Here is a 15,983-nt window from a genome sequence, read left to right on the forward strand (position 1 = left end):
ACTCCTGAATTTATAAGATGCAAATTAAATGCATCTTTTTGGGCGCACTTGTTGGGTATTTCGTGGACACCGCGTGATCTCCGTGTACGGAGGTTCGCGGTGTGGCATTCGGTCGCCGGTTCCCCATGGGGCTCACAACACGACTACAACTTCGGGGAACCGGCGAGGTGATTATAAGATGTAAATTAAATGCATATTATAGGGATGCGGCGGAATGTCGCATGGGTTCGTCGGCTGGCTGGACGATGGGCGGGTGGCGGCGGGAGACGGTTTCGTGCGCGCTTTTGCGGGTGGCGGTGATCAGAGCGAAGCCCGCACGCACAAAGCGGCTTTGATCGGCGGACAAGAACGACAGGGCGGTTATCCCGGACCGATTGGTCAGGGTTGGGTCGCCGCCGTAGCGTAGTGCGGTTGTCAGCATGTAGTCGGCGAGCGTGGCACCGTCCGGCGCGCGCGTCGCGGCGGCAAGCGCGTGCATCAGCGTATGGCCTTCTCGTCCGGGGACATTGGCATTCGGACATAGCGCCAGCAGGACCTCAGCGGCCCCGCAATATCCGCGTCGGGTCAGCCACAACACCGGAGGCGTGCCGTCTGCATGCCGTTGCCCGAGATCCGCACCGTTGCGTTGGAGCGATATCCCCAATCGAAACAGCGATTCGTGGGGAAGCAGCGGGTCGTGGCCGCGCGCGCACAGCCGGCTGGCTTCCGCTGCAAAGGTGGTGATGAAAGAGGGGACGTGGCTGCCGGCGTTGCGTGAATGGCGTGTCGGCGCGGTGGATATGCAGCATCGCGCCCGTTCGCGCGTCGACGCGACCATCGTTTGGCTGACCCGTAGGTACTGCGCGAGACTTTCGGAGACCAGTGCGCGTGCGGCGACACCATCGTGGTTCGGCTGGTCGAAATCACCGCCGTAGCGCAGCGCCAGCGTGAGCAGGAAGAACGCGGAGAAGGAGTGAGGCCCGAGATGCGTCGCTGCGGCGAGAGAGTGCATGAGTGTGTTGCCGTTCACGTTGTCTGCCGTGGCATTACAGTCGGCACCGGCCGAGAGAAGCGCTTCTGCTGCCGCACAATAGCCATTGAGCGCGAGTAACATGACCGGCGGTGCCCCTGTGCGACTGCGTAGTGAGAGGCGGGCGCCATGGGATCGGAGCATTGAGGCGAGTTGATAGAGCGACGCGTGCGGGGTCAGCAAATCGTGGCCGGTCAAACGCAGACGTTCGGCTTGCGCGGCCATTGCGGTTGCCACCAGCGGAACACCGTTTGCGGTGAGTTGGTTGGGGTCAGTGCCGAATTCGAGCAGTGAAGGCAGCCATTGTGGCGCGACCCGGCAGCACAAATGAGAAAGCGGGAGATGAAAATTCCCCGGGATTTCCGATACGGCCACATCGTTGGTCTTGTCGCGACCGCTGATGACCAGCACCTTGAGGGCTGACGCGAGCGAGTCTTCCGGTTCTGCGGAAGACGTCTCGTTCAGAATCGAGTCGACAAAGACGCTGCGATAGGCCGAGGGTGAGGCCGCGAAGCGAAGCCAAAGCTGCAATCCTTCGTCGCTCATGAGGAGGGCGGCGTCTGACGGGCGCAGATGTTCCCTTCGCGCCGGGTCGATGAAGATGCCTGCCTCGTCCAGTCCGGCGAGGGTTCTCTCTTGCGCCGGTGAGCAGAACAGGGTGGCCATGGTAAACGCCATGGCTTCGTGATGGGTTTCGGCCGCCATCCGGCAACTGTCGAGTAGCTCGCGGCCTGCCGTTGTGTTCAGGCTTATCAGCATTTCCCAGACGTCTTTCGAAGCGCATTGCCCGTCTCGTTTTGCCAGGAGCAACTGGCTGATCGTCATGCCGGACAGAGGGGGCAGACTGGCGGCAGACGCGTGGGGAGGGATCTCCGGCCCGGAGGCCGGCGCGGACTGGACCGGGGAGGCGGCGCTTGAGCGCGCGGGTTGTGCAGTGATAGGGGAGTGGAGCATGGGGAAGCGAGAAAGGGAAATTCACGTGTGCGTGTGAAATGGCGCAGGCGGACGGTATGATCGCTGTCGGGTCATATATCGAGCGATAGCGAGCGGTATGCGCCCCACTGGCCGGTGGCGTGTGCCATGCAACCTTGCCGTCACACGAGTGATCGAATTCGCCGAAGTGCCGTCTTGCGAACCGTGTCGAGGAACGCCTGACTGATTTGCGGGGCCAGGGTGAAGGGCTCTGGCAGCCATGCGCGAGGGGATTGCCCTGCATGGTTGACCCGGGTCACGTCGCCGCCATAGCGTGAAGCAATGATGAGAACGTAATGGGCGAGGTACGCGAGGTGGGCGCGATCGGCCTTTGCCGGGGCGTTGCGCAAATGCACGATGTAGGCGAGGTGGTGCATGAGTGTGTTGCCGCCCCGATCGGGCGTGTTCGGGTCGGCCCCTGTCGCCAGCAGGGCTTCGGCCGCGCCACAAAGACCGTGAAGCGTGAGCAAGGTGACGGACGGCATGCCTTCTCGGTCCGGTTGCATCAGGTCTGCGCCTCGCCGCTTGAGCAGTTGCGCGAGCTGACGTAGCGAGTCGTGCGGGGCCAGCGGATCGTGACCGGCTATGTAAAGGCGAAGCGCTTGCGCTCTCATGGCGACGACCGTCAATGGCATGCCACGGCTATTGGTCTGCTCCGGTTTGGCGCCGAGTTCGAGCAATCGGCGCAGCCATTGCGGTGCGATCTGACTGCACAGATGCGCCAGTGGATTTCGGGGCATCGTGTCGCTGGGATGCAATGGTGACGCGTCCGTTCGGTCGCGGCCGCACGCGACCAGCACGCGGAGGATTCTGTCGATGCGTGAACGGTCTTCCGCGACGGTTTCGCTGAACACATCCGATCCGTCGAACACGTTCAGATAGCTCGCGGGTGCTGCCGCGTACTCTAGCCAGAGTTTCAGCCCTTCGTTGCTTCGCAATAGCGCGGCGTCTTCGGCGGGCAACGGATGGGCGCGCGTTGAGGCCAGAAAGATGCCGGCATCGGCCAACCGGTCCAACGAACGATCTTCTTCCCTTGTCGTGAGCAGCGTCACCATTTCACCGAACAGCGGCCCGTTTGGCGAGGCGCGCTCGCAGATCGCTCGCAGCTCGCGGCTGGCATAGGTCTGCGCATTGACCAGTGCATGCCAGATATCTTGCGGGCGATAGCGGCGGGAACTCTGGGCATCGAGCAATTGGGGCCGCGACATCGCGTCCAAAGGTGGGGGGTGCGTGCGGTAGGCGCGGCGACCCAGGTCCGCCCCGGAGGGGGAGGGCGAGAGGCGCTCGGAGGTACTTGCTACGGGAGACAGGGCGGGGGTTGAGCCGAGCATAGGCGTTGGTGGTGTCGGGTGCATTGCGGTAGGGAAGGCGCATGGTTACCCAGATACTTCGAGCCGGTTTTGGCATTCGCACATCGAGGCTATCGATGGCGGGCATGCCGGTGCGGGCCGAGGGGGAATTACAATGCAGTATTCATGAGTTACCGCCCCATTTCGTATGCCGGAGAAAACCTTCCCAGTGACCGATGCCACGCCTCAATCGTTGACGCGTCAGGAGCATGAGGCCGTGATTGCGGCGACGCGCCATTGGCTCACGCGCGCGGTGATCGGGCTGAATCTCTGCCCGTTCGCGAAGGCGGTGCACGTCAAGGATCAGATTCGCTATGCCGTGAGCCCGGCCCGCGATAGGGAAGGCGCGCTGCTTGATCTGGAGCACGAGTTGCAGCGGCTGGCCGAGGCCGACCCGCAAGCCGTCGACACCACATTGCTGATCTTGCCGCATGCGTTGCTCGATTTTCACGAGTACAACGACGCCCTGTTTTTCGCAGAGCGCATGCTCAAGCAGTTGCATCTCGAGGGTGAGTTGCAGATTGCGAGCTTTCACCCGGAATATCAATTTGAAGGCACGGCGCCAGACGACGTGGAGAACTACACGAACCGCTCGCCCTACCCGATTCTGCATTTGCTGCGTGAGTCGAGTATCGATCGCGCGGTGGAGGCGTTTCCGGAGGCCGAGACGATCTTTGCGCGCAACGAAGCGCTGATGCGGCAGATGGGCGTGAAGGGCTATCACGCGTGGATGGCGCAGACGGCGGAGGACGAAGACGGGGCGAACGATAATGCGATCGGCGGCGCGATTGATGGCGCCCAAGAGAAGCGCTGAACGGCGGGGGTACCCGCGGGCGCGGTGTCGCGTGAACTGCACCCAAAAAGTCGGACACCCGTCTAACCTTTGGGGGCGAACACATTTCCACGCGATCCGAGCGCGGATACTTGATGACGCAGCACCTCGCGGTCGGCGGCGAGGCGCGGCGGGGCGACGCCTCGCGAATTGAAAGTACAATTGCGAGCTTAGCTCGCCAGCCCGGCCGCTAACACGCTGCGGAGGACTCGCAATGGCGATGCGCGGGCGTGTGAAGCGTGGTTGAAGGACACTATACGTCGCCTACCAGGCCAGTGACATATTAGGCGTCGTCATAGCGCCGTCTTTCGAACGTGACTGACGTTCGTCGAGGTTTCGCGAGCGATGGACGCTCCATTCTTTTCATTCGGAGACAAAAGGTAATGTCACCGTCGACCTGGATTCTGCCGCTACGCAGTAGCGCAGGCCAGCGTTCGCATGCGCGTCAAGTTGTACGCCGCCTGCGCAAGCGGAAACCGCTGTTCGACCCGCTTGTGGCCGCGATGCATCGCCTGCCGAATGCGACCGTCCGTTCTGCGCTATCCAAACACTTATTCGATGCGTTTGCGTTTCCGTTGGTTTATCTCCTAGCCGGGCCAACGTGTCGTCCGGCCATCAATGGCCGAGGCGCCCCGACGCGCGTGGTTCCGCGCCTCATGCGGCGTTATACGGTGGGCGCGACCGGCCGCCACGAAGCCTGTCTTGCCATGGTTCTTGCCGGCGCCGACCACGATGGGCGTCGATACTGCGGGGGCGGCATCGGCAAGCGTCTCGATCGCCGCATCGCGCTCAGCGGTCCCGTGCGCCGCCAATGTGACCTGCGCATTGGCCACCGGTTCTTGCCGGTTATCGCTCAGCACATCGCCCGTATTGCAAAGTACGGCGCCGGTCCCCTTGCGCTTGCGAAACAGACGCGCCCGGTCATCGGTCGTCGATTCTTGCGTGGCGTTGCTGCGTTTCTGGCCGCGCGAGTCCTCGTTGGGCGTCTCCGGTTTGTCAGGTGGCGTTTCGCCGTCCGACTTGGCTTTGGGCGCGAGACGCTCGTGTCCTGCCCACGCTTGCTCAGCGCGATTGGGCGCAATGAGACCGCAGTCACCATTGCTTCAAGCGGCCAACGGGAATGGAGGAGGCGTAGCGGCTACTTTCGGCGCTCGCTGGGCGAGAATCTCACCTATCGGCTCACAGGCAACCGAGTGGCGAACCCCGTCAGGGTGCCGGGACGCATGACGACTCTCGCCAAGGCGCAGTTCATAAGTATCGCTGCTAATCGCAGATAAAAAACGATCTTCACGCTAGATTTACAAGATTCGCTTAAATATGGAGATGAAAATTTCTAAATACCAGAGCTCTTGCAACTGGAAAAGTTGCAATTCTTCGGGCTATAAAAATATTGCGATCGCAATATTTTTCTTGCTTTTGCATTTCTCATTTTTCTATGAGAATTTATTTGGAAAAAGTTATACGGGATGGGATACGCACGACTGGAGCTTCGTGAATTTCACGTATTTTAGTGATGCGCTCAGGAGTGGAAGTGTTCCGCTATGGACTCATTTTATTCAATCTGGGAATTTTTTCCCAAGCTTCAATAATGTGGGTTTATATACGCCGTTTCAGTTGATATTTATAGTGCTTGCGTGGGTGATTAATCCCCTGCAATCCTACGAGTTCATGATCCAGGCCGCAATGCTTGTCGGTGTCCTGGGGGCATATTCTTTGTTTCGAGCGCAAGGTGCAGGGCGAATGGTGGCGTTATTCGGCGCTGTCGCGTTCGATCTCGCCGTTCAGTTGCCCATTACCGGGCAAATGGTCTTCGTTTTTTCATTCAGTTCGTTGCCCTGGTTGTTGCTCGTTTGTTTGAATATTATTCGCGGAAACTCGCGTCGCCCATACGTTGTTGTTTGTCAGGCGGCGTTTTTTGTTTTGTATATCGCTTCGGGATATCTGTGGCTGAACGTTGTCAACTTGATTATCGCGTTTTTGTTTTCGGGGGGCATGTATCTATCGCGCATGAGGGCGGCGAGCATCGAGCAGCGGATGGTTTTGCGGAGGGTGGCATTGACCCTCGGATTGTTCTTTTTAGTAATTGGAGTTCTGTATGCTGGATTGATATTGCCTGGCATTATCAATCTTAGTAGTTATTATGGAAAATTCTACGGCGATTTTGTTTCGCCTGATCCGAGGTTGCGCAGTCTGTTGCCCGCAGAGAATTTTTCATATAACTCAATTTTTCATGCAGTGGCGGCTGCGATCGATCCCCGCATTGCAGCGAATGATCCGATTTGGTCGGCCGATATGCGGGCCGCCTGGCCCTATGGTGCCGGCTGGGTCTTGTGGATTGTCGTGTTGGCGACGCCTTGGAAAAAGAAGGTGTTCTCAAGTCAGAGTTTTTGGTTGATTTTGCTTTTCGTTGCATTGCTTTATTCAACCGGTAATCGATACGGCATTAATAAAATTATCGAGCACATTCCTGTACTTAAAGCAAATCGCTGGTGGTTTGCGGGTGGGTACTACTGTTCGATAGCACTCTGCATGCTTGCAGTTTTGAAGTTGAATGCGCTGTCATCAAGTATTACTCTCCGCCAAGCGACCTCGCGGATTTGCCTGGTGTTGGTTCCAGTTGCTTTCATTTTCATTGCGCTCGACACGCCGATTGAGCAGTACCACGTTGTGGCTGAAATTGCTTTGCTTTTCTGGCTGCTAAACGTAGTGTCCGATCGTTTGTTAAGAAACGTATTGCTGATGAGCTTGGTTTGCGTGAGTGCATTTTCGTTTCACGAGATTCCTAAATCGATGCCGAACTATAAGTACTCGAAAATTCCGGATTTATCTGGATATTTCGAGAAAATGGGGGGGCGAAAGGTGAATGTTGAAATTACTGAAAATTTCCGTAAACTTTCAACCGCGCACGACTATGTCTTTGATGATGAGGACTGGTTGCTGAATAAAGTGCCGTTTGCGCATGGTTATAATCACCTGAGTAATCCGATTTACTGGTACGTAAAGAATGACGCGTTTTTGGCTAAGATTGCGTTTTTGGCGCAAGGTGAGCGGGTCGATAAAATATTAAGTCGACGCGATTTTTCGAGCGATAACGCATACGCGGAAGCGCTCGCTCGACAGATATCGGATTCCCCGCTTCATCCGATTGTGGGGCCCGAGAATTACCAGGGCGCTGCATATGCCGATGCCGTGTCCGGGAGAATAGATAGAATCAGCATTTTTCCTAATTCGGCAAAAATTACCGTGGTGACGAGCTCCCCGGCGTTGCTGGTGTTTAATAATGTAAGTTACGCAGGGTGGCGCGCTTACTTAGATGGAAAGCCAGCAGAATTGATTTCGGCGAATTTGATTTTCCAGGGGGTCCGGATTCCCGAGGGAGGTACGCATACGGTTGAGTTTGTTTTTAGGCCTTATTTCACGATTTTCATGTTGGCCTCGCCTTATTTTGTGCTGTTCCTGTGCGCGTTGTTTTTTTTGAGGCGGCGTGTGCTGGACGTGCGTCTGAGTAGAGTTGGCGTGGGAGCCTGAATCAGCGTAGCGCTTGTGGGGCGTCCGGGGGGGGGAAATGAGGAAGCCGCCAGCTGCGGCGCGCCTAAGCGGCTGCGGCCATTTGTTGGCCTCGTTGTGTCGTAACGAAATGAGGCTTGATACAATGGCCGCACATTGCTGCATAAATCGAGTTTGACGATAGGGGGGGGCTTGTGATCTGTGATTCGAGCGATACGGACGGGCAGGGGCCGTGCGGGAGTCGTCAGGTGGGTCAGTTCCCTGGTGCGGATCGCCGCTCGGTTGCCGGTGAGCCGATACGTGAGACTCCTGCCCAGCGAGTGCCGACAGCAGTCGCTACGCTCCTTCTTTCCCCGTCGGCCGCTTCGAGCAACGATGGTGATGGTCCCGTAGCGCCAACTCGCGCCGGGCGTCTCGTCAGGTCACGGCACCGCCCCTTTGCGCGGCTGAATTGCCGGTTGGGTGTGACGCACGGTAATCGTTGTACTGTGCTATTTCGTGCCGTACACACCGTCGACACTGCCTACGTCTTGATGTGTCATTCAGTGCCGCTCACGCCCGAGCCGATTTCACGTCCTTTCCAGATACGCCCGGCGTCAAGCATGTCGCCGGCGCCTTCCATTTGCCTTCGCCGTAAAGATTCAAACGCACCCTATCCACAATCATTGCGCGCGAACATCGTCGTGTCGCGCGACGACCGGGTTTGTGCGGGACGCTGAAACTTTGCGAATTGAATTCGATTTGGTGATTTATCTGGATATCCGTTTGTGGAAAATTCTGTTGGCAATGGCGCTATTTTTTAATTGATTTGTAGTGCGTTGCTGCGGTGGGTCGGGAGGTTGGATTCATCAGTTTTTACAATAATGAATGATGATGAAATATGAGTGAGTTATATAGCGTTGTCATACCGGTTTATAACAGTTCCGGCATTGTCGCCGAAACCGTAAGGCAAGTCCGTGAGTATTTTTTGACTGCGGGAAGGTCGTTCGAGATCATTCTTGTGAACGACGGTAGTAAGGACAATAGTTGGCCTGTAATATGTGACCTCGCTCGTAAATATAGCGAAATTGTTTCAATAAACTTGCTGAAGAATTACGGGCAACATAGCGCGAATCTGTGTGGTTTTCGAGAATCAAAGGGGGATTACGTCATTACGATGGACGATGACCTGCAGAATCCGCCGGGTGAAATCGGGAAACTCATCGATGCCGCGCGCGACGAATATGACCTCGTAATTGGGAAGTTTGAGGCCAAACGGCATTCGATTGTGCGCCGAATAGGTAGTCAGTTCGTCGGGTGGCTTAATCGAAAGGTGTTCGACGTAAGCGATGATTTGATTTTGACAAATTTCAGAATCATTAGAAGGGACGTGGTCGACCGTGTTTGTCGAGACAATTCATATGCACCGTACATTCCTGGGCTCGTTCTCAAGTACTCTGGACGTCGGTGTAATGTATTGGTTCGCCATCAACCAAGAGCCGAAGGTAAAAGCAACTATACGGTGAGACGAATTTTGCGATTGGTTGCGTCGATCCTATTTAATCATTCGGTGCTCCCGTTGCGTTGTTGCGCTGCATTGGGGTTTGTTATTTCCGCCGTTGGTTTCGCGCTTGGTTTTTATTTTCTGATCCAGGCAATAGCTAACGGGACAAGAGCTCCGGGGTGGGCCTCGTTAGCAGTTCTGCTTTCTTTCTTTAATGGAATTTTAATTCTCCTGTTGAGTGTTATGGGAGAGTATCTTGGCCGGATTCTGCGTGAATTAGGCGCGCAGCGTAGCTATGAGGTCAGGGAGACCGTGCGTCAATGAAAAATCTGTTTATCGTCGGCGCACAGCGTTCGGGATCTACCTACTTGTATCAGTTGTTGGACGAACATCCGGGTGTGAGTATGGCGCATCCGGTTCGCCCAGAACCAAAATTCTTCCTGAATGACGAGTTGGTATTGAAGGGGCGGGAGTATTACGAGCGCGAATACTTCAAGGATCGTGATGCAAGAACAATTTATCTGGGCGAAAAAAGTACCTCGTATATCGAGAGAGATGACGTCGCAAGAAAGATAAAACAGTTTTATTCTGACGCCAGAATTTTGATGATTTTGCGTGATCCCGTGTCGAGGGCTTATTCGAATTATCGATTTAGTGTCGAGCACAAAATAGAAGATCTTTCTTTCAGTGCTGCTCTAGCTGCCGAGCCCGAGCGGTTGAGGGGCGCAAAGTTCTCCACCTCAGTGACGCCGTTCGCCTACCGCCGGCGCGGAAATTATATTGATTATATCGAGAGCTATCTGAAGGTGTTTGACGCCAAGCAGATTCGCGTCGTCATTTTCGAAGAGATCGTAGGTAATCTACAGGAGGTGCAGTTGCTGTACCGTTGGCTCGAATTGGACGACACGGTTGTACCCGAGGCGCTGCATAGAGTATTCAATTCGGCCACTGTGCCGAAGGGAAATGAAGGTCGGGCTTTTCGGGATTTGGTGACGGGCTATCAGGATAGCATCTTGCGATTGGAGAAGTTTCTTCAGCGAGATATAGATGTTTGGCGAGAGCATCACAAAAGAATTGAGTGTAACGAGTCGATATGAAGCAGGCGCTGAAATTTTTAGTTAGCGTCGCACTTGTCGTTTTTGCTGTGTCGCTTTTGGATTTTCACTCGATGCTTCGAACTCTCAAAGAAGGGTCGTTGGCGAGCTTCGTGATCGCGATTTGCATCAATATTTTTACCGTCGTTATTCTTGGGTTCCGTTGGCATAGATTGTCAGTTGCCCAGGTGCGCCTTTCATTCCAGTCGCAACTCGCCATCTATTTCAGGGCCAATTTTTTGAACACATTCACGCCCGCTAACCTCGGAGGAGATGCTTATCGCCTGGTGAAATTGAGGCGGCCTTCTCTTTCGAGTGCGGATTTGGTGAAACTGTTATTGCGCGAACGGATTATTGGATTCTACGGATACATATTGGTTTTTTCGATCGCCTATACCTACTTGCTGGTCCAATCCGGATTTCGTACAGCGTGGGTCGAGAATCCGTACGTTTATGGAGCCATGATCGCAATCGTTGCTCTCGGACTGCCCATTGTTGCCAAGCCTTTGTTGCATTGTACGATCACTATTTTGCATAGTTTTAAAGGCGGGCGGCGATTCATTGCCTTCGAGCGGTGGATTTCGGTTGTCTTTGGTCTGCTGACCACAACAGGCGCGTTGCCAATGCTGGGGATTACCTTTCTTGGCATATTCTCATGGATAGCTACCATCCAAGTGATTGCCCACGGATTCGGCTTTTCCGTTTCGTGGGCTCAGTTGGCCGCGGTAGCCACGTTGGTGGAACTGATCCGTCTCATACCCGTTACCGTTCAAGGGGTCGGCCTGCGCGAAGGGGTGTTTGCGTATCTATTGGGGTATTGGGGATATAGCCACGAAAATTCCTATGTGATCGCGATGATGGCGTACTTGGCTTTAAGTGTATCGATTGTGCTTTGCGGGCCGATAAGTTACGCAATTGATGCAGCAAGTACGGAGCGCGTGAGTGCGTTTCTACGCAAAATCGTCAGGGGGCGAACTGAAGAAGATGGTCGACGGTAATTTCAGATTGTCGATGAATCGGATCTTATGAAGCCCGGAAAATTATTAATTGTAAAAAGAGGTGTGAGATGAAAGGGGTGACAAGTTACTCCGGAGTCGCCGGATTCTATTTTCGTTACTTGTTAAACCAGATCGTCCGCATCGGCGAGTTAAGGCAGCCAGGTCTGGTAATATTGGATTTCGGCTGCGGGAACGGAGAGTTGAAGCGCTTGCTGAAGGATGGGGTGGTGGGCTACGACATCATTCCAGATTTAAGCGACGTCTCCGATTGGCGGGGTGTTGAGTTTGATGTGCTTGTGGCGAATCAGGTATTTTATAGTTTTGATGAGGTGAGTCTCGAGAATCTATTGATTGAATTAATCAATCTAAATAGAAAGATAAAAATGGTTGTTGGGATAAGCCGGCAGGGGTGGATGAATAAAATAGGAAAATATCTTCTTGGTCGACCAAATGCGCATTCGGCAACGAAAATTTCCCCGCAGGCCGAAATCGGATTGCTGATGAGATATGGTTCGATTGTCCGAAAAAAGAGTATCTTTGGACTCACGGATGTTTTTCTGTTGGTCTTGAATGAAAAAAAACCAGAATCTTTTGATGAAAAAAGATGAAATGAAATCATTCTTAAAGAAAATTCCCAGAGGTGTTATTTATCACAAGGTAACGGATAGCGTTCGTTATCTGCTTGCTTCTATGCTTGCTCCACTTCACAAGAAGGAGAAAGTCATAGAGTTTGAGAACATCTTTGCCAGTTATTGTGAGCGTAAGCACTGCATTGCGTTTCCGTTTGCAAGAACTGCAATTTATTTTGTTCTGAAGGCCCTGGATTTGCCGAAGGGAGCTGAAGTTATTCTTCCTCCGATCACGATCAAGGGAATTGTCGATGTTGTCGTGGATCTCGGTCTCACGCCCGTATATGTGGATTTGGATGCTGACACGATCAATTTCCGACTGGATCAACTGCGCGAGAAGCTCAATCCAAACGTCAAGGTAGCCATCATCACGCCGCTGTTCGGCTTGGTGCCCGACGTATCCGCTATGGTGGCTCTGCTCAAGGCGAATGGTGTTTTCGTTATCGAGGATTTTTCGCAATGCTTGAACGGTCGATACGACAACAGGCGCGTTGGGACTTTTGGTGATGTTGGGATTTACAGCGCTTCGTCGATCAAGACCCTGGATACACTGGGAGGCGGGCTTGCGATCACGGATGACCAAGTAATTCACGACAGACTGAGGAACGCGCAGGCTGGATTGATGCCTGCACGCAGGACGGCGTTGATCAAGAAGGCCTGGGTCAATCTCGTGCGTAATGTCGCCACAAGCGAGCCGGTGTTCTCCTTGCTGACATTTCCGGCACTGCAACTCGTTCGCCAGCGAGATCCGGAGGCTGCTCTCAAGCAGACCGGGCATCGCGACAAAGGACGGCTTGCGACGCTTCCGCTTCTATGGTTTTGTCGGTATACATCGGTACAAGCGCAGATCGGCATTGAGCAGATCAAGGGCGTTATCGCTCAAGACGCCGCGAGAGTGGCAAACGTCGAGTTCCTGAAAACGTATTGCGAAATTGATGATTTCCCAAAGACTACTCAGGAGTCGCGTAATGTTTACTGGCAGTTGATTCTTCCAGTTTCCAATGCGCTTGAAGCCCAAGCTTACTTTGCAAAGCGAGGTATTGACAGCGCGACTTCAAGCTTGGAATTGGTTTGCGCGTTGAAAGACTATCCGAACCGCGCCGACTTGCAAACAGCGCAACGTATTTATAGAAATGGGATATTCATCCCATGTTTCCCACACCTCAGTCAGTCGGATATGCAGCGGATTGTTATGGCTGTAAACGGCTATTTTCAAGAGCGTGGGCATGCAAAAGAAGGCTAACCGCGATCTTGACACCATGAGTGTCGCGATCATCGGCAGCGGCCTTGCGGCGGTCGGTGCGATAAAGGCATTGAGGAATCTGGGTATTCGGCCGACTGTGTTCGATTGGGGCGAAGGGCTGGATCAGGACAGCGAAAAGAAGGTCGAGGCATTGGCGGCTACGTCCCCCGTGGCGTGGACTCCATCGGATAGGAAGTGGCTGAATCAGAACCATACCCTGAGGGATGGCTCTTCGATCCCTAAAAAGCTCGTATTCGGTTCAGACTATTTTTATGGGGCGTCGCGAGTTGAAGCCCCTGTCAAGGCGACAGGGAACGTGCCTCCGTTCAGTTACGCGCTCGGAGGACTCAGTAGCGGATGGGGGGCTGCAGCGCTTCCTCCTCAGTCCTGCGACCTGTCTGACTGGCCGGTAGGCGCGGATGAGTTGCAAAGGTACTGTGAAATAGTCCTTGCGGACCTGCCATATTCCGCTGCGGATGACGCTCTGAGTTTGAATTTCCCGCTGTCATCGCGCAGTGCCGTACCGCTTCAACTTAGCCGGGCTTCAGAGAAACTGCTGACGGCGCTACATAAGGCCAAGGTGCTCAAGGAGGGGGAGACTATCTTTGGGCAGGCTAGGCTACTGGTGGACGCCGGAACTGGCAGCGCAGGGGCGGGCTGCAGGTATTGTGGTCAATGTATGTCTGGTTGCGTCTACGGTTCCATTTACAAGGCTGCACACGACATCCTGGCTCTGCGTGATAGGGGGGAGATCGATTACGTCCCGGGGTGTCTGGTCGACGGGCTTGCCGAGGAGGGGGAGCATGTTTCGGTGTGCTATTTCGATGGGAACGGGGAACTGCGTAGGCAAGCGTTCGATCGCGTGTTTGTCGCGGCGGGGGCTGTGAACAGCGCCAGGATTGTCCTCAACTCGTTGGGCGAGTTCAATAGGAAAGTGCAACTCAAGAGCCGCGGCGGCTTTGTACTGCCGGTGTTTAGCTTGCGACGATTGCCGATAAACTGGCCACACTGTAATACTCAGCCAGGTCTTTTCCTCGAACTAAAAGGCAAGGGGCTTGAGCACTGGGCGCACGTGCAAATCTCAACTGAGAATGAACTGCTGATGCAGAAGCTCGGTGTGTCGGCGGAGACGAAAGGCTTCGTCAGCCGCGTCAAGCGCTTTATCGCGGAACACACTTTTCTGCTGTTGGTAAACTATCATTCAGACCATGCGGGGACTTACGAGTTGAGCGTTGCGGCCGCTGCAGATCCGGAGATTGCCAACCCGCTTTATTCGGTTCAGCGGAAATCATTCCCGCAGGCGAAGGTGATGTGGGCATCTGCCATTAGCCTGCTAAAGGTGTTTGGGCGAATTGGTTGCTTGCCGCTATTTCCGTTCGCAAAACTGAATAGCGGTGCCTATCATGTCGGGGGTACGCTTCCTATGAGATCGGAGGCGGTTGACAGCTTGGAGACTGATACGTTGGGTAGGATTCACGCTTGGAAGCGCGTTCATATAGTAGATACGTCGGTGTTCCCGTCTTTACCTGGGACGACGATAGGCTTGCTCGCGATGGCGAATGCTTACCGGATTGTCGATAATATTCAGTGGTCCAAGGATATCGGGGCGTCAGAATGATTCGTTTCAATTTTCCTTGCCTGGCAGGTTCGGAACTGAAGTATTTGCAGGATGTGCTTGAGCGGGGGCGTCTTGCCGGAGATGGGGAGTACACGAAGAGATGCTCTGAATTTCTCCTCAATTACCTGGGGGGGGCTGCCGGAGTTCTGCTAACCCATTCCTGCACTGCGGCATTGGAAATGGCCGCGTTGCTTGCGGATATCCAGCCCGGTGACGAGGTCATCATGCCCTCGTACACCTTCGTTTCGACCGCGAATGCCTTCGTTTTGCGTGGTGGGATTCCGGTTTTCGTTGATATTCGCGAGGATACGCTTAATATCGATGAAAATTTGATCGAGTCTGCGATTACGCCGAGGACCAAGGCTATCGTTCCCGTGCATTACGCGGGTGTCGCTTGTGAGATGGGCGTGATCATGGACATTGCGAAGCGCCATGGTTTGATGGTTATCGAGGATTCGGCGCAAGCCTTGGGCAGCGATTACCATGGACGGAAACTCGGAACGATTGGCGATTTGGCTGCATTCAGTTTTCACGAGACCAAGAATATCGTCTCTGGGGAAGGTGGTGCGCTTGTCATCAATAATCCAAGATTCATGGAGCGCGCGGAAATCATCCGTGAAAAAGGCACGAACCGCTCCCGGTTCTTTCGCGGCGAAGTTGATAAGTACACTTGGGTCGATATTGGCTCGTCATACCTGCCCAGCGAACTCGTGGCCGCCTTTTTGTATGCTCAACTCCAGAGCGTTGATGAGATAAACAATCGTCGTATGGCGATCTGGAATCGATACCATGAGATGTTTCGTGAGGGTTTGGGGCTTGATGAATCGATCAGACTCCCCTCTGTTGCCGAGGGCATTACCCATAACGCTCACTTGTTCCACCTCATAACACGCGATCCTGATGAGCAGGAGCGGGTACTTGCAGGTCTAAAAGCGAGCGGGATTAGCGCCGTCTTTCACTATGTTCCGCTTCACTCGTCTGACGCCGGAAGGCGGTTCGGGCGCTTGGGTTCGGGCATGCAAGTTACCGATAGTCTGTCAGCAAGATTGGTGCGATTGCCTCTTTACCCCGATCTGCGCGAATCGGAGGTCGTTGAGATTGCGGAAAAGACGCTTGCACTCCTGATGACATCCAACTCACGCGGACATTTCCCCGTTTCTGGCGCTTGCCAGAAATAACACGGCTAAAGGCGAATGCCTTGGCCGGGGGGGGCTCTTCGGCGTTCGGGGGCGCCGAAGAGGGTTGCTGG

11 protein-coding genes and 1 pseudogene are annotated in these 15,983 nt (G+C 54.5%); 9 read left to right on the forward strand and 3 right to left on the reverse strand.

Annotation, left to right across the window (positions count from 1 at the left end):
- Nucleotides 1–196: 196 nt before the first annotated feature.
- Nucleotides 197–1,834, reverse strand: coding sequence for an ankyrin repeat domain-containing protein (locus C266_RS13240; protein ID WP_144265820.1), 1,638 nt, complete (start codon nucleotides 1,832–1,834; stop codon nucleotides 197–199).
- A 269-nt stretch (nucleotides 1,835–2,103) separates the two neighbouring features.
- Nucleotides 2,104–3,189, reverse strand: a complete 1,086-nt coding sequence (locus C266_RS13250; RefSeq protein ID WP_010805853.1) for an ankyrin repeat domain-containing protein — start codon at nucleotides 3,187–3,189, stop codon at nucleotides 2,104–2,106.
- Nucleotides 3,190–3,478: 289 nt separating this feature from the next.
- Here C266_RS13250 and C266_RS13255 point away from each other — a divergent pair, with 289 nt between their 5' ends.
- A complete protein-coding gene (locus tag C266_RS13255) occupies nucleotides 3,479–4,144 on the forward strand; it encodes a DUF1415 domain-containing protein (protein WP_051126301.1) in 666 nt (221 codons plus the stop codon).
- A gap of 428 nt (nucleotides 4,145–4,572) precedes the next feature.
- Here C266_RS13255 and C266_RS28085 read toward each other — a convergent pair.
- Nucleotides 4,573–5,223: pseudogene (locus C266_RS28085) on the reverse strand (transposase); the annotation flags it as partial.
- Between the two features lie 256 nt (nucleotides 5,224–5,479).
- Here C266_RS28085 and C266_RS13265 point away from each other — a divergent pair.
- From C266_RS13265 to rffA, 8 genes are all read left to right on the forward strand, one after another.
- Complete coding sequence (locus C266_RS13265) at nucleotides 5,480–7,690, forward strand: YfhO family protein (RefSeq protein ID WP_144265821.1); 2,211 nt, start codon at nucleotides 5,480–5,482, stop codon at nucleotides 7,688–7,690.
- An 859-nt stretch (nucleotides 7,691–8,549) separates the two neighbouring features.
- Nucleotides 8,550–9,476, forward strand: coding sequence for a glycosyltransferase family 2 protein (locus tag C266_RS26860; RefSeq protein ID WP_010805857.1), 927 nt, complete (start codon nucleotides 8,550–8,552; stop codon nucleotides 9,474–9,476).
- Entirely contained in the window at nucleotides 9,473–10,249 is a 777-nt protein-coding gene (locus C266_RS13270) for a sulfotransferase (protein WP_010805858.1), read from the forward strand. Before C266_RS26860 ends, C266_RS13270 begins: the two co-directional genes overlap by 4 nt.
- Complete coding sequence (locus C266_RS13275) at nucleotides 10,246–11,244, forward strand: lysylphosphatidylglycerol synthase transmembrane domain-containing protein (RefSeq protein WP_010805859.1); 999 nt, start codon at nucleotides 10,246–10,248, stop codon at nucleotides 11,242–11,244. Before C266_RS13270 ends, C266_RS13275 begins: the two co-directional genes overlap by 4 nt.
- Before the next feature lie 68 nt (nucleotides 11,245–11,312).
- Nucleotides 11,313–11,852, forward strand: a complete 540-nt coding sequence (locus C266_RS13280; RefSeq protein ID WP_010805860.1) for a hypothetical protein — start codon at nucleotides 11,313–11,315, stop codon at nucleotides 11,850–11,852.
- The gene (locus C266_RS13285) at nucleotides 11,839–13,116 is read left to right on the forward strand and encodes a DegT/DnrJ/EryC1/StrS family aminotransferase (protein WP_168162921.1); all 1,278 of its coding nucleotides are present in this window, start codon (nucleotides 11,839–11,841) and stop codon (nucleotides 13,114–13,116) included. Before C266_RS13280 ends, C266_RS13285 begins: the two co-directional genes overlap by 14 nt.
- Nucleotides 13,100–14,734 carry a GMC oxidoreductase gene (locus C266_RS13290; RefSeq protein WP_010805862.1) on the forward strand — a complete coding sequence of 545 codons (1,635 nt, stop codon included), beginning with the start codon at nucleotides 13,100–13,102 and terminating at the stop codon, nucleotides 14,732–14,734. Before C266_RS13285 ends, C266_RS13290 begins: the two co-directional genes overlap by 17 nt.
- Entirely contained in the window at nucleotides 14,731–15,912 is a 1,182-nt protein-coding gene (gene rffA / locus C266_RS13295) for a dTDP-4-amino-4,6-dideoxygalactose transaminase (protein WP_010805863.1), read from the forward strand. Before C266_RS13290 ends, rffA begins: the two co-directional genes overlap by 4 nt.
- Nucleotides 15,913–15,983 lie beyond the last annotated feature (71 nt).

The organism is Pandoraea sp. SD6-2 (assembly GCF_000389825.1).
Lineage (GTDB): Bacteria > Pseudomonadota > Gammaproteobacteria > Burkholderiales > Burkholderiaceae > Pandoraea > Pandoraea communis.

What these genes read in the sequence shown, in the direction of transcription:
- C266_RS13285 (WP_168162921.1), top strand. Translation starts at nt 11,839, where the DNA reads ATGAAAAAAGATGAAATGAAATCATTCTTAAAGAAAATTCCCAGAGGT.
- C266_RS13280 (WP_010805860.1), top strand. Translation starts at nt 11,313, where the DNA reads ATGAAAGGGGTGACAAGTTACTCCGGAGTCGCCGGATTCTATTTTCGT.
- rffA (WP_010805863.1), top strand. Translation starts at nt 14,731, where the DNA reads ATGATTCGTTTCAATTTTCCTTGCCTGGCAGGTTCGGAACTGAAGTAT.
- C266_RS13265 (WP_144265821.1), top strand. Translation starts at nt 5,480, where the DNA reads ATGGAGATGAAAATTTCTAAATACCAGAGCTCTTGCAACTGGAAAAGT.
- C266_RS26860 (WP_010805857.1), top strand. Translation starts at nt 8,550, where the DNA reads ATGAGTGAGTTATATAGCGTTGTCATACCGGTTTATAACAGTTCCGGC.
- C266_RS13290 (WP_010805862.1), top strand. Translation starts at nt 13,100, where the DNA reads ATGCAAAAGAAGGCTAACCGCGATCTTGACACCATGAGTGTCGCGATC.
- C266_RS13240 (WP_144265820.1), bottom strand. Translation starts at nt 1,834, where the DNA reads ATGACGATCAGCCAGTTGCTCCTGGCAAAACGAGACGGGCAATGCGCT.
- C266_RS13275 (WP_010805859.1), top strand. Translation starts at nt 10,246, where the DNA reads ATGAAGCAGGCGCTGAAATTTTTAGTTAGCGTCGCACTTGTCGTTTTT.
- C266_RS13270 (WP_010805858.1), top strand. Translation starts at nt 9,473, where the DNA reads ATGAAAAATCTGTTTATCGTCGGCGCACAGCGTTCGGGATCTACCTAC.
- C266_RS13255 (WP_051126301.1), top strand. Translation starts at nt 3,479, where the DNA reads ATGCCGGAGAAAACCTTCCCAGTGACCGATGCCACGCCTCAATCGTTG.
- C266_RS13250 (WP_010805853.1), bottom strand. Translation starts at nt 3,189, where the DNA reads ATGTCGCGGCCCCAATTGCTCGATGCCCAGAGTTCCCGCCGCTATCGC.